The organism is Sphingomonas sp. SORGH_AS_0879, assembly GCF_030819175.1.
Taxonomy (GTDB): Bacteria; Pseudomonadota; Alphaproteobacteria; order Sphingomonadales; family Sphingomonadaceae; genus Sphingomonas.
Map to the genome: position 1 here is coordinate 1,974,461 of NZ_JAUTBJ010000002.1, position 12,706 is coordinate 1,987,166.

Below are 12,706 nucleotides of genomic sequence, written 5' to 3' on the forward strand. Positions count from 1 at the left end.
TTTGTACCATCAACGCATCCCGTTTTCAGATCTAACTCACGAAAAATACGGCATATTGATATGTATTATGGAGCGTGTGCTGCGTTTGTTCGTAGACCTTGTGGACGGAATTTCCGGTGGCGCCCAGCTCGCCCTGCCATGACCGTGATGGCACGCCGATCCTGGGCCTTACCAACGGTTCGGCTCCGTCGAACCCTCAATATTGTCAGTCCCGATGACGTGCGTCGCGTCATCGTCGTTGTCGTGCGGCCGTGACAGGCGGGCGGCGTGATGAGGAAAGTTTGCGATGAATATTTGTCGGCCCATCTCGCGCGTTACGACGATCCAGGCATCGCTGCCACGGCCTGCGCCGCATGAGCATGGTGCCGGTTTCATGCAGGCGGAGTATAAACCATGACGCTGGGTGTGGTTCGCCCCGCCATGGGGCATTCGGTATCGGCGCTGAGCCGGTTGTCGCGGCTGGCCTCGCTCGACAAGCTGGCGGAGGCCGCGTTGATCGAGGCGATGTCGCGCCCGCAGCACTTCCGTCCCCGCCGCGACCTGATGGTCGAGGGACGCGATATCGCCAGCCCGCATCTGATCCTGTCGGGCTGGGCCGCGCGGGTCCGCATCCTGCTCGACGGGCGGCGGCAATTCCTGAACTTTCTGCTGCCGGGCGATGTGGTGGGGCTGTACCATCATCAACGACCGCTTGCGCCGACCAGTATCATCACGCTGACCGAAGTCACTACCTGTACACCCCCCGCCTGGGGAACGAACCCGTCGCTGGACGAAGCCTATGGCGTCGCGCATGCGCTGGACGAGGCTTTTCTGCTCGCCCAGATCGCACGGCTGGGTCGGATGAACGCGATGGAGCGGATCGGCGACCTCATGCTGGAGTTGCAGGAGCGGCTCACGATGAGCGACCTGACCCATGGCCCCAGCTTCGAATTGCCGATCACGCAGGAAACGTTGGCCGACGCGCTGGGGCTGACGGCGGTGCATGTGAACCGGATGCTTCAGGCGGCACGGCGCGCGGGCGATCTGATCTGGTCGTCGCGATCGATCACTATCCCCGACCCGAAGATGCTGGCGCGCAAGGTCGGTCGAGTGCCCATCCGCGTGTCGGGAAGCTGACCTCGCCAACGGCCGTCCATCATCGCGGTTGGATATCTTGATGTCCATCAAGATATTGGAAAAACATGATTAAATAAGGAACAACCATCCTCATCCCGCGCTGTCCGGGCAAGGAATGAGGAGAGAGGCTTGTGCCGGATATCGCCGACAGACCCTATGACGACGCGCCCGTGTCGACATCGAAGGACAGCGACGCCGCTGCCAGAACCGCGATCAGCCAGGGGATCGAGGAACAGGGCGGCAGCCTTGCCGCCTGGGCCGTGACGATCAATCGCCCCGTCGCCGAACTCTATGCCTGGTGGCGCGACTTTTCCAATCTCGCCAGCGTGATGGAGAATGTCGATCGGATCGATGTGCTCGACGCCCAAAGGTCCCATTGGGTGGTCAAGGCGCCCGGCGGTTCCACCGTCGAATGGGATGCGATCGTCACCGAGGAGCGGGAGGGAGCGGTGATCGCCTGGACCTCTGACGAAGCGGCCGATGTCGCCAATTCGGGCCGCGTGACCTTTCGCGACGCGGGCGCGCGGGGCACCGTCGTCTCCGCCACCATTCTTTACGACCCGCCCGCCGGGGTGATCGGCAAGCTGGTCGCCAAGCTGTTCCAGCGCGAGCCCAATATCCAGGTCCGCCGCGACCTCGCGCGCTTCAAGCAACTCATGGAAACCGGTGAGGTCGCCACCAACGCGATGAACCCCAAACAGCTTGAGGAGCAGGGTGCATGAAGGCGCTGACCTGGCACGGCAAGCATGACGTCCGCATCGACAATGTGGACGATCCCGCCATCATCAATCCGCGCGATGCCATCATCAAGGTGACCGCGACCGCGATCTGTGGTTCTGACCTGCATCTCTATGACGGATATATCCCGACGATGCAGTCGGGCGATATCCTGGGCCATGAGTTCATGGGCGAGGTGGTGGAAACCGGCTCCGCCTCCACCCTGAAAAAGGGGCAGAAGGTGGTGGTGCCGTTCACCATCGCCTGCGGCTCCTGCTATCATTGCGGCAAGCATCAATATTCGGGTTGCGAGAACGGCAATCCGGCCGACAATCAGGATATCGCGCGCGAGCTTTACGGCCAGCCGATGTCCGCGTTGTTCGGATATAGCCACATGACCGGCGGCTATGCGGGTGGACAGGCGGAATATGTCCGTGTGCCGTTCAGCGACACGGGCCCCATCGTCATCCCGGACGGGGTGGACGACGAGAAGGTCCTGTTCCTCTCCGACATCCTGCCGACCGGCTGGATGGCGGCGGAGAATGCCCAGATCGAGCCGGGCGACACCGTCGCCGTCTGGGGCTGTGGCCCGGTCGGGCTGTTCGCGGTCCAGTCGGCCTTCCTGATGGGCGCGGAGCGGGTCATCGCGATCGACCACTTTCCGCACCGGCTGGAGCTGGCGCGCAAGTTCGGGGCGGAGACGATCAACTATGAACAGACCTCGACCTATGACGCGCTGATGATCATGACCGGCGGGATCGGTCCCGACGCGGTCATCGACTCGGTCGGGCTGGAGGCGCACGGCCTGTTCGTCGACAATGCGATCGATCAGATCAAGGCGTCGACCTTCCTGGGGACCGATCGCATCCACGCCATCCGCCAGGCGATCATCGCCTGTCGCAAGGGCGGGCGGGTGTCGATGCCCGCCGTCTATGGCGGCTTCGTCGACAAATTCCCGCTCGGCGCGGTGATGCAGAAGGGGCTGACGCTCAAGACCGGACAGACCCATGTCCAGCATTACCTGCCGGGCCTGCTCGACGCGATCATGGAGGGGAAGATCGATACGACCTTCCTGATCTCGCACCGCCTGCCGCTGGAACAGGCGCCCGAGGGCTATCGCATGTTCCATGACCAGCAGAATGAAGTGACCAAGATCGTGCTGAAGCCCGGTCAGTAAGGAACCACATCATGGCACAAAAACTCGCGATCGTGACCGGTGCCTCGACGGGCATCGGCTATCATCTGGCGGCCTGTGCGGCGGAGGCGGGCTATGACCTGTTGATCGTCGCGGACGAGCCCGCCATCCATACCGCCGCGAGCAGACTGGCGGCAATGGGAGCACAAGTTCAGCCGGTCGAGGCCGATCTCGCGACGCTGGAGGGCGTCGACACCCTGCTGGCGGCGACGGGCGGGCGGCGGATCGATGTGCTGTGCGCCAATGCGGGCAACAGCAAGGGCGGGCCGTTCCTCGACCAGTCGCTGGAGGACTGGCGGCGTTCGGTCGACACCAATGTGACGGGCACCGTCTATCTGCTGCAACGCGTGCTGTCGGCTATGGTCCGGCATGGCGAGGGCAAGATACTGGTCACCGGCTCGATCGTCGGCTTCATTCCCGGCCCCTTCAACGCGATCTACAATGCGACCAAGGCGTTCATCGTCAACTTCACCGAGGCGCTGCGCAACGAGATCAAGGAGCAGAAGGGCGTCACGCTGACCACCCTGATGCCCGGGCCGACGGAGACCGAGTTCTTCGCCCGCGCCGACATGCTCGACACGCGGGTGGGTGCGAGCGAGAAGGACGATCCCGCCGAGGTCGCTCGCAAGGGCTGGGACGCGATGATCGCCGGTGAGGGGCATATCGTCCCCGGCCTCGCCAACAAGGCCCAGGTCGCCGGGGCCGGCGTGGTGCCGCAATCGGTGCTGGCCGAGGCGCATCGCAAGATCGCCGAACCGGGCTCGGCCGACCGCTGACCCCCCTCGAAAGGAGACCGACCATGGGCTTGTTCACCAAGTATATCGCGACGCTGGACGACCTGTTCGTGCATCAGCTTCAGGATATCTATTACGCCGAGCATCAGATCACCAAGGCGCTGCCCAAGATGATCGACAAGGCGACCGATCCGCAGCTCAAGGCCGGGTTCGAGCAGCATCTGCGCGAGACCGAGGGGCAGATCCGGCGGCTGGAACAGGTGTTCGAGATGCACGGCCATTCGCCCAAGGCGGTCACCTGCCCCGCGATCGACGGCATCATCAAGGAAGCCAATGAGGTCGCGGGCGAGGTCGCCGACAAGCGGGTCCTCGACGCCGCGCTGATCGCGGCGGCGCAGGCGGTCGAGCATTATGAGATCGCCCGCTATGGCACGCTGGTCGCCTGGGCGCGGCAATTGGGGCGAAGCGATTGCGCGGCGATGCTCGACGAAACGCTGGCCGAGGAAAAGGCGACCGACGAAAAGCTTACCGGATTGGCCGAAGGCGGGACCAATGCGGCGGCGCAGGCCGCCGAACCCGCCTGACACGCCACCGGTAATCGGGGCATCGTCGCCGGAATACCCTTCCCCGGCGGCGATGCCCCATCCCCCCCCGGCACGGGGAGGGGAACCAGCGAAGCTGGTGGAGGGGGCCTTCCACAACGGACATGCCTTGTGAAAGCCCCCGTCATTCAACCCGAAATCAATGGGCGAAGTGCGTCACGCCCAGCATCAACACGATCCCCGCGACAGTCGCGAGACTGGTGCGAAAGCGCGGATCGAGCGACTGGCTGCGCGGGACCAGTTCGCATGCCCCGATATACAGGAACACCCCCGCGAAGAGCGCCATGACCGGTACTAGCATGCTCGCCGGAATGGCGATCCCCGACCCGATCAGCACGCCCAGCATTGGCGCGATCCCGTTCAGGATCAGCCAGCGCCGCGCCGCCGTCTCCGACCGTGCGGCCAGGCTGAGGCTGACGGTATTCACGCCGTCCGCCACGTCATGAGTCAGCACCGCCAGCGCGATCATCCAGCCTGCCGCCGTATCGATCTGAAAGGCCAGGCCGATGCCCAGTCCGTCCATCAGGCTGTGCAGGCACAGCATGGCGGGTCCCAGATCGCCACGCCACGACGCCGCCGCACGGGGTATCCGTGCCAGCAGCCGGTCGAGCAGCATATAGCCCGCCAGCCCCAGCGCGGTGAAACCCATCATCTCCCGCACCGCCCAGCGGTCGCCCGCCAGTTCCAGCGCCTCGGGCACCAGGTCGAACAGCGCCACGCCGACCACGATTCCGGCGGTCACGCCCAGCACCATGCCGATGCGATGCCGCAGGCGAAGCGCGAGCATCCCGCCCGCCAGCGTCGCCGCCATCGCCGCCAGGCCGAATGCCAGAGGGATCAGCGTCATCGCGCGGTCCGCATGGCGAAGGCGTCGGGATACGGTAGCGGTCGCTGCATCGCGGGTTCATGGACCAGCGAATGTGACGTTACAAGGTCACGCATGCCGAATATCGGTCACCGGTACGGGCGGTCGCCTCTCAAGGACGAAACGCCCTATCCTTTGGCGATCGCGTCGAGAACGCGCTCGGCGACTTCGCGGCGGCAGATCAGCAGATCGGGCAGCAGGGGGTTCTCGCAATTGTAGATCAGCGGTCGGCCATCGATGCGCGAGGCATGGAGCCCGGCGGCCAGCGCGACGGCGGCGGGGGCGCAATTGTCCCACTCATATTGCCCGCCGTCATGCAGGTAGACATCGGCCCGCCCCTCGACCACGGCCATTGCCTTGGCGCCCGCCGAGCCCATCGGGATCAGCGTCGCGCCCAGCCGGTCGCCGACGCACCGGGCGATGTCCGGCGCTCGGCTGCGGCTGACGACAACGCGCAGCCCTTGGGGGCAGGGGGGATGGTCGGGGGGCAAGTCGTCGGTCGCGAAGATCCGGTCGCGGTCGGGCACCGCGACGGCACCCAGCGCCGGGCGGCCATCGATGGCGAGGCCGATATGCACCGCCCACTCGTCCGACCCGCTCGCATATTCGCGCGTGCCGTCGAGCGGATCGACGATCCACACCCGCCGTGCGGCGCAGCGGGCACGGTCGTCCACCGACTCTTCGGACAGAATGAAGTCGTCGGGCCGGGCCGCGCGCAGCCGGTCGAGGATCAGCGTGTTCGCATCCCGGTCGCCCAGCGCGCCGAGTGCCGCGCCGTCCAGCCCGCTCGACGCGCGCAGGTCCTTCAGCAGTTCGCCCGCCTCGATGGCGACCGACCGCGCGAGTTCGGCGTCGGTCACAGGTCGTAACTCCAGATGCCCAGCACATGCTCGACGATCCGCGACGCCGCCTGTTCCGCCGTCTCCCTGGTCGTGTCGACCCGGATTTCGGGACGGTCGGGCGCTTCATAGGGACTGGAGATGCCGGTGAACTCGGCGATCTCGCCCGCCCGCGCCTTGGCATAGAGGCCCTTCACGTCGCGTTCCTCGGCGACCGCCAGCGGCGTGTCGATGAAGATCTCGACGAACTCGCCCTCTGGCAGCAGCGCACGCACCATGTCGCGCTCGGCCCGGAAGGGCGAGATGAAGGCGGTCAACACGATCAGGCCCGCATCCGCCATCAGCTTGGCGACCTCGCCCACGCGGCGGATATTTTCCACCCGGCCCGCCTCGGAGAAATCCAGGTCGCGGTTCAGGCCATGACGGATATTGTCGCCGTCGAGCAGGAAGCTGTGGCGGCCCATGCTGTGCAGCTTCTGCTCGACCAGATTGGCGATGGTCGACTTGCCCGAGCCCGACAGGCCGGTGAACCAGAGGACCTTCGGGGCCTGGCCCTTTTGCCGGGCATGGGCTTCGCGGGTGATGACCGTGGATTGCCAATGCACATTCTGCGCGCGGCGGAGCGCATGATCGATCATCCCCGCCGCGACCGTCGCATTGGTCGCGCGGTCGATCAGGATGAAGCCGCCCAGCGTACTGCCCTTCGCATAGGGCTCGAACACGATCGGTCGGTCCGCATAGACCTCGGCCAGCCCGATATCGTTGAGCGCGAGCGTGTCGGCGGGGCGCTGCTCCTGGCTGTTCACGTCCACCACATGACGCGGCGGCTGGACGGTCGCACCGACAAGCTGCGTGCCGATCTTGAGCGAGTAACTGCGCCCCGGCACCAGCGGCGCATCGGCCATCCAGACGATGGTGGCGACGAACTGGTCGGAGATTTCGGGCGGGTCCTCGGCGGCGGCGATCACGTCGCCGCGCGAGCAATCTACCTCGTCCGTCAGGACCAGGGTCACCGCCTCGCCAGCAATCGCCTGTGACTGGTCGCCGTCATAGGTGACGATCCGCGCGATCTCGGTCATCTTGCCCGAGGGGGCGATCCGCACCCGGTCGCCGACCGACACCCGACCACTCGCGATCAACCCGGCAAAGCCCCGGAAGTCGAGGTCGGGCCGGTTCACCCATTGTACCGGCATGCGGAACGATGCCGTGACCGCGCGGTCGCCGTCGATCGCCACCGTCTCCAGATGCGGTAGCAGCGCGGGGCCGTCATACCAGGGCATGTCGGGCGAGCGCGTGGTGACGTTCGCGCCGGTCAGGCCCGACAGTGGAATGGCAGTAAACCGCTCGATCCCGATGCCGCGCGCGAAACCGGCATAATCGCCGACGATCGCGTCGAAGACCGACTGGTCGTACCCGACCAGGTCCATCTTGTTGACCGCCAGCACGATCTCCTTGATCCCGACCAGATGCGCCAGATAGCTGTGCCGCCGCGTCTGGGTCAGCACGCCTTTGCGCGCGTCGATCAGGATCACGGCCAGATCGGCGGTCGAGGCGCCCGTCACCATGTTGCGGGTATATTGTTCATGACCCGGCGTGTCGGCGACGATGAACTTGCGTTTCTCCGTCGCGAAGAAGCGGTACGCGACATCGATGGTGATGCCCTGCTCGCGCTCGGCGGCAAGGCCGTCGACCAGCAGCGCGAAGTCGATATTCTGCCCCTGCGTACCGACACGGCGGCTGTCCGCCTCCAACTGGCTCAACTGATCCTCGAAGATGGTCTTCGAATCATAGAGCAGCCGACCGATCAGCGTCGATTTGCCGTCATCGACCGAGCCGCATGTGATGAAGCGCAGCATCGACTTGGCGGCATGGGTGGCGAGATAGGCGTCGATATCGGCGGCGATCAGCGCATCGGGTTGATAGGCGGTCATCTCAGAAATACCCCTCGCGCTTCTTCTTCTCCATGCTGGCGGCCTGGTCATGGTCGATGGCGCGTCCCTGCCGTTCCGAGGTCGTGGTCAGCAGCATTTCCTGGATGACTTCGGACAGGGTCGCCGCCTCGCTCTCGACCGCGCCGGTCAGCGGATAGCAGCCCAGCGTGCGGAAACGGATCGAGCGGTCCACCGGCACCTCGCCCGGCCGCAACTGGAACCGGTCGTCATCGACCATCAGCAGCAGTCCGTCGCGCTCCACCGTCGGGCGCGGCGCGGCGAAATAGAGCGGCACGATTTCGATGCCCTCCTGCAAAATATATTGCCAGATATCGAGTTCGGTCCAGTTGGACAGCGGGAAGACGCGGATGCTCTCCCCCTTGTGGATGCGGCTGTTATAGAGGTTCCACAGTTCGGGCCGCTGCGCCTTGGGGTCCCAGCCATGCGCGGCGGAGCGAAAGGAGAAGACGCGCTCCTTGGCGCGACTCTTCTCCTCGTCGCGCCGTGCGCCGCCGAACGCCGCGTCGTATCCGCCCGCGGTCAGCGCCTGTTTCAGCCCTTCCGTCTTCCACATATCGGTGTGGCGGCTGCCATGGTCGAAGGGGTTGATCCCAAGCGCCTCGGCCTCCGGGTTGCGGTGGACGATCAACTCCATGCCCGCCGCCTCGGCCGCGCGGTTGCGCAGATCGTACATCGCGCGGAACTTCCACGTCGTGTCGACATGGAGCAGCGGGAAGGGCGGGCGCGCCGGGAAGAACGCCTTCTTGGCGAGGTGCAGCATCACCGCCGAATCCTTGCCGACCGAATAGAGCATCACCGGCCGCTGGGTTTCGGCGACCACTTCGCGCAATATATGGATGCTTTCGGCTTCGAGCCGCTGAAGGTGCGTTAGTCCAGTCATCGGATTGTCAGATAATGTCGCCAGCGAAGCGCGCGACCAACTTATCCTGTCAGTCACGATAGTCCCGCTCCAGCGAGTCCAGGATTCGCGCGCCCGCCATGAACACCGCGATGGGGCAGGCGGCGAACAGGATCTTGCCCGCAACGCCTGGATAAGCGGTCAGATAATGCTGTCCCCGCTCCACCGCGCCAAGGCCCAGCGCGTAGATGACGAGGAAGGCCTCGAACTTAGACCTGATGGTGAACAGGGCGACGAGGCGGGGCCACATGGTGGCGGTTACACCACTCCATCGCCGCGCCGCCAAGCCTCAACCCTCTGCCAATATGAGACAGTCGAGCGTCTCGAGCAGCGCCAGTCGCGCCTTTTCCACCTGCGCGATCAACCGGGGATCGCCGATATCGGTCGGCTCGATTGCCTCGGGCCAATGCGCCTCGACCACCGCCGCGATCCGGTCAAGTGCGGCATGGTCGACCAGAAAGCGCGGATCGATCGTCGCGGGATCGGCGACGACGCGCAGGCGAAGACAGGCCGGGCCGCCGCCATTGGCCATGGATTCGCGGACATTCACCACCTCCAGCCGCCGGATCGGGCCGTTGCCGGCGACATGATCCCGAAGCCAGGACCAGACCGCGTCATTGTCGCGCGCCTCCTGCGGCAGGATCAGCGTCGGCTCGCCGCCCGGCGGGGTGACCAATTGCGCGTTGAACAGATAGGAGGCGATGGCATCCGCCAGGCTGACCTTGTCGGCGGGGACTTCGACGATCTCGACATCGGGCATCAGGCTGCGCAAATCGGCGTAAAGGCCATCGCGATCGGCAAAGGCCTGTTCATGCGCGAACAGCACGCGTTCGTTCGCGACCGCCACGACGTCGTTGTGAAAGGCCCCCGCCGCGATCGCCGCGTCCGATTGCCGCGCGAACAGCACGCGATCGGCGTGCAGCCGGTGCGCGCGGGCGACCGCTTCGCAGGCCTCTCGATGCTGGCGCGCGGGGAAGGGACCGCCGCTTTCGCCATAGACGAACACCTCGACGCCCGGTCGGTCATGGCCGCTGCACAGCCGCATGTGATTGGCCGCACCTTCATCGCCGAAGGGGGCAGGCACTGGCGGATGGATGACAAAGGCCGGGTCGGCGAAGATCAGCTTCAACTGGGCGAGCGTCGCGGGCCATTCATGGCTGCGATGCGGCATGGTCAGCAGGTTGGCGACGGTCAGGTGGCAGCGCCCGTCGCCGCTATCGGGTGCGGGCGAGACGGTCGCGGCGTTGGCCGCCCACATCGCCGAGGCGGACAGCGACTGTGCTTTCAGGACCGGCGAAGCGCCGTCATAATCTGTCGCGAGCCGTCGCAGCCACGCGTGATCGGGCCGGGGATGGGGCAGCAGCAGGCCCTGTACCAGCCCCAGATCGAGGTTCGCGCGCATCTTGGCGATCCCCTGCAACGCGGCGGCGCGGGGGCGGGAGGTCTTGCCCGCATTGCGGGTGGCCGCCAGATTGCCGTGGCTGAGCCCCGCATAATTGTGGCTCGGCCCGATCAGGCCGTCGAAATTAATCTCTTTCAGCATGGCCCTCACCGATCGATGTGCAGGACGAGGTCGTCGATCATCAGGTCGAGCGTCTCTGCCGTTTCCTCCGAGATGATGATCCCGTCATCGCCATCGCGTATTTCGCCCAGCGCACAGCGGAAGTCGGTCAGCTTGCCGACCGCGACCAGCGCCTCGCGTCCCGGCGCTGCCTCGATTCCGACGACCCGGCTTTCGCGTGCGTCGCGGATGGTGCGCACCTGATCGGTGCGTGCCGTCATGGTCGGGCCGCCGTCGAAAATGTCGATATAATGTTCGAAGGCGAAGCCCTCATTCTCGAGCATCCGCATCGCCGCGCGCCCGGAGGGGTGAGGCAGGCCGATGGCGGCGCGCGCGGTTTCGGTCAGCATCGCGGTGTAGATGGGATGCTTGGGCATCAGGTCGGCGATGAACTGGTGGCCGTGGATCGCGTTGAATTCGTCCGCCTGCTGGAAATTCATCCCGAAGAAGCGGCCCGCCAGACCGTCCCAGAAGGGCGATCCGCCCGCTTCGTCGATCACCCCGCGCAACTCCGCCAGCACCCGGTCGGCGAAACGCGGACGGTTGGCGCGCATGAACAGGTAACGGCTGCGCGCCAGCAACAGGCCGAGCCCTCCCGCGCGCTCGCCGGGATGGAGGAACAGCCCGCCCACCTCGCTCGCGCCTTCCAGATCGGTGGTCAGCGACAGCATCTCGGCGCGGAAGGTGCGGTCGAGTTCGCGGCTATGCTGGGTCAGTGTGCCGATACGATAGCTGTAGAAGGGGTGCTTCTGCCCGACATGGGTGAAGATCTGACAGGTCCCGCGCACATCGCCGGTCCTCCGATCCTCGAGCATCAGGACGAACAATTCGTCCCGCACCGTTCCGTCGCCATCGCTGGAAAAGGCGTCATGGCTGCGGGCCAGCTTGGCGGACAGCGAGCGGCGGTCCGGGGGCAGGTTGGTGAAGCCGCCGCCGGTCAGCTTGGCCATTTCATAGAGGTGCCGCAGGTCGCTATCGACGGCGGGACGGATACGGAAGCTGTTCATGCGGAACCGATGATGCGCAGGATCGTCAGCGCCGACAAGCCCGCCCGCTCGGCCAGGCTATCGATCAGCAGATACTCGTCCGACGAATGGATCGCGCCGCCGCGCACGCCCATCGTGTCCACCACCGGCACACCAGCCGCCGCGATATTGTTGCCGTCGCACACCCCGCCGGTCTCGCGCCAGCCGATCGACAGGCCCATATCGGCTCCGGCACGCCGCACCGTCTCGAACAGCGCCGCCGCGCCGTCGTCGATGGGCTTGGGCGGGCGGTTGAAGCTGCCATGCACCTCGACGTCGACCTCATGCTCGGCGGCGATGCGCTCTGCGATGGCCTTCATGGCGGGGCCGGTCCGCTCGATCGCGGCAAGGGCGCGGGGGCGGAAATTGACCTGGAGCATGGCGAGGTCGGGCACGACATTGTTCGGCCCGCCGCCGTCGATCCGGGCCGGGTTGACCGTGATGTCCTCCGCCGCCAACCGCGTCAGTTCCAGCGTGATGCGCGCGGCGGCGACGATGGCATTGCGGCCCTCTTCCGGGTTGCGGCCCGCATGGGCGCTTCGCCCGCGCACGACGATGGTGAAATTGCCGGTGCCGCCGCGTGCGCCCGCCAGCGTCCCGTCGGGAAGCGCGGGCTCATAGGTCAGCGCGGCGACCTTGCCCGCCGCCAGCCGGGCGATCAGCGCCGCCGATGAGGCGGAGCCGGTTTCCTCGTCGGAATTGATCAGCACGTCATAGCCTAGCCGATCCGCCGCAGGGCTCGCCTCGACCGCATGGAGCGCCGCGAGGAGGACGGCGAGACCGCCCTTCATATCCGCCACACCTGGGCCACCCAGCCGGTTGGCGTCGATCCGCGTGACGCTCTGAAAGGGATGATCGACCGGATAGACGGTGTCCATATGGCCGGTGAACAGCATCCTGACCGGCGCTTCGGGGCGGACCGACAAATGCAGATGGCGGCCATGCTCGATCGCGACCGGGCGTCCGTCCGCGCCGACCCGCTCGACCGGCTCGGGTGCGACCATGGTCAGGACGCCGGGTAGCGTGCCGAAGCGTTCGGCAAGCTGATCGGCCATGGTCGCCAGGCCGATCAGGTTGCGTGTGCCGCTGTTGATCGCCGCCCATCGCTCGGTGAGCGGCAGCATGGGGTAGGCGGCGGCGGACGCGACCACGTTCCGCTCGATCGTGTTCAGTCTCTCCATCACCCCAGCCTAGGCGATGGA

13 protein-coding genes are annotated in these 12,706 nt (G+C 65.9%); 5 read left to right on the top strand and 8 right to left on the bottom strand.

Annotated elements, in window-relative coordinates:
- The first annotated feature begins 393 nt into the window (after positions 1–393).
- From QE379_RS10025 to QE379_RS10045, 5 genes are all read left to right on the top strand, one after another.
- Positions 394–1,116, top strand: a complete 723-nt coding sequence (locus QE379_RS10025) for a Crp/Fnr family transcriptional regulator (protein ID WP_307000074.1) — start codon at positions 394–396, stop codon at positions 1,114–1,116.
- 131 nt (positions 1,117–1,247) lie between these two features.
- A complete protein-coding gene (locus QE379_RS10030; RefSeq protein ID WP_307000076.1) occupies positions 1,248–1,838 on the top strand; it encodes an SRPBCC family protein in 591 nt (196 codons plus the stop codon).
- Positions 1,835–3,010 (top strand): zinc-dependent alcohol dehydrogenase, encoded by a 1,176-nt coding sequence (locus QE379_RS10035; RefSeq protein WP_307000078.1) that lies wholly within the window; start codon positions 1,835–1,837, stop codon positions 3,008–3,010. The genes QE379_RS10030 and QE379_RS10035 overlap by 4 nt, the downstream gene beginning before the upstream one ends.
- A gap of 11 nt (positions 3,011–3,021) precedes the next feature.
- Positions 3,022–3,804 (top strand): SDR family oxidoreductase, encoded by a 783-nt coding sequence (locus QE379_RS10040; RefSeq protein WP_307000079.1) that lies wholly within the window; start codon positions 3,022–3,024, stop codon positions 3,802–3,804.
- A gap of 23 nt (positions 3,805–3,827) precedes the next feature.
- On the top strand, positions 3,828–4,346 hold the full coding sequence (locus QE379_RS10045) for a ferritin-like domain-containing protein (RefSeq protein ID WP_307000081.1): 519 nt from the start codon (positions 3,828–3,830) through the stop codon (positions 4,344–4,346).
- Positions 4,347–4,503: 157 nt separating this feature from the next.
- Here QE379_RS10045 and QE379_RS10050 read toward each other — a convergent pair whose 3' ends face one another.
- From QE379_RS10050 to QE379_RS10085, 8 genes are all read right to left on the bottom strand, one after another.
- Complete coding sequence (locus QE379_RS10050) at positions 4,504–5,211, bottom strand: ZIP family metal transporter (RefSeq protein WP_307000084.1); 708 nt, start codon at positions 5,209–5,211, stop codon at positions 4,504–4,506.
- Positions 5,212–5,357: 146 nt separating this feature from the next.
- The gene (locus tag QE379_RS10055; RefSeq protein WP_307000086.1) at positions 5,358–6,089 is read right to left on the bottom strand and encodes a 3'(2'),5'-bisphosphate nucleotidase CysQ; all 732 of its coding nucleotides are present in this window, start codon (positions 6,087–6,089) and stop codon (positions 5,358–5,360) included.
- Complete coding sequence (gene cysN / locus QE379_RS10060) at positions 6,086–7,999, bottom strand: sulfate adenylyltransferase subunit CysN (protein ID WP_307000088.1); 1,914 nt, start codon at positions 7,997–7,999, stop codon at positions 6,086–6,088. The genes QE379_RS10055 and cysN overlap by 4 nt, the downstream gene beginning before the upstream one ends.
- A gap of 1 nt (position 8,000) precedes the next feature.
- Complete coding sequence (gene cysD, locus QE379_RS10065) at positions 8,001–8,900, bottom strand: sulfate adenylyltransferase subunit CysD (protein WP_307000090.1); 900 nt, start codon at positions 8,898–8,900, stop codon at positions 8,001–8,003.
- Positions 8,901–8,949: 49 nt separating this feature from the next.
- The gene (locus tag QE379_RS10070) at positions 8,950–9,168 is read right to left on the bottom strand and encodes a hypothetical protein (RefSeq protein ID WP_307000092.1); all 219 of its coding nucleotides are present in this window, start codon (positions 9,166–9,168) and stop codon (positions 8,950–8,952) included.
- 39 nt (positions 9,169–9,207) lie between these two features.
- Complete coding sequence (locus tag QE379_RS10075) at positions 9,208–10,461, bottom strand: N-succinylarginine dihydrolase (RefSeq protein WP_307000094.1); 1,254 nt, start codon at positions 10,459–10,461, stop codon at positions 9,208–9,210.
- Positions 10,462–10,466: 5 nt separating this feature from the next.
- The gene (locus tag QE379_RS10080) at positions 10,467–11,486 is read right to left on the bottom strand and encodes an arginine N-succinyltransferase (RefSeq protein ID WP_307000096.1); all 1,020 of its coding nucleotides are present in this window, start codon (positions 11,484–11,486) and stop codon (positions 10,467–10,469) included.
- Positions 11,483–12,685 (bottom strand): hydrolase, encoded by a 1,203-nt coding sequence (locus QE379_RS10085; protein ID WP_307000099.1) that lies wholly within the window; start codon positions 12,683–12,685, stop codon positions 11,483–11,485. The genes QE379_RS10080 and QE379_RS10085 overlap by 4 nt, the downstream gene beginning before the upstream one ends.
- Positions 12,686–12,706: the final 21 nt, after the last annotated feature.